Consider the following 506-nt stretch of genomic DNA (forward strand, 5'->3'; position numbering starts at 1 on the left):
TTTTGGAAAAAACTATGGAAGAGGTGAAATTGATAGTGAGAAAATACGGAGCGTTTATAATTTATACAGACTTTGAAACGGTTTATGGTGGTAATATTGTTTACAAAAACTGAAACTATAGAAAACAAGGCTTAGCAAAACCATAGCAGCTCGTTGTGAGTAGAACTGATTTTGGCAAGACATTTTACTTTGACTATACGCAGTTTTGGGAGGGTTAAGTTTCCACCTAGCAATCCTCATTATTACGCTAGTAATTTTTATGAATTTCTCTGTAAAAGAATTAAAGCTACTCTAGAATAGCTTTCTTTTTTATGGCAACTTTGTCTTTTATGAGCTTGGTTCTTCCAAGACTATACTCAGCATTGTTTCCTCGATGGTGACAGCAGGTTTGACCAGCCAAATAACGGAAATGGCTGGTGTTGGACCATCTTTGCCCAAAACCGCTCCTTTTGTCGATCGTATCACCCGTGAAGCAGAAAAGAACCTGGTCAAAGCAGCCATTGGCA

1 pseudogene is annotated in these 506 nt (G+C 37.9%); it reads left to right on the forward strand.

What is annotated here, in order from left to right:
- Positions 1 to 300, forward strand: a pseudogene (locus tag ABD915_RS10240) (SMI1/KNR4 family protein); the annotation flags it as partial.
- Between the last annotated feature and the right edge of the window lie 206 nt (positions 301 to 506).

This window comes from Bartonella jaculi (assembly GCF_039543045.1).
Classification (GTDB): domain Bacteria; phylum Pseudomonadota; class Alphaproteobacteria; order Rhizobiales; family Rhizobiaceae; genus Bartonella; species Bartonella jaculi.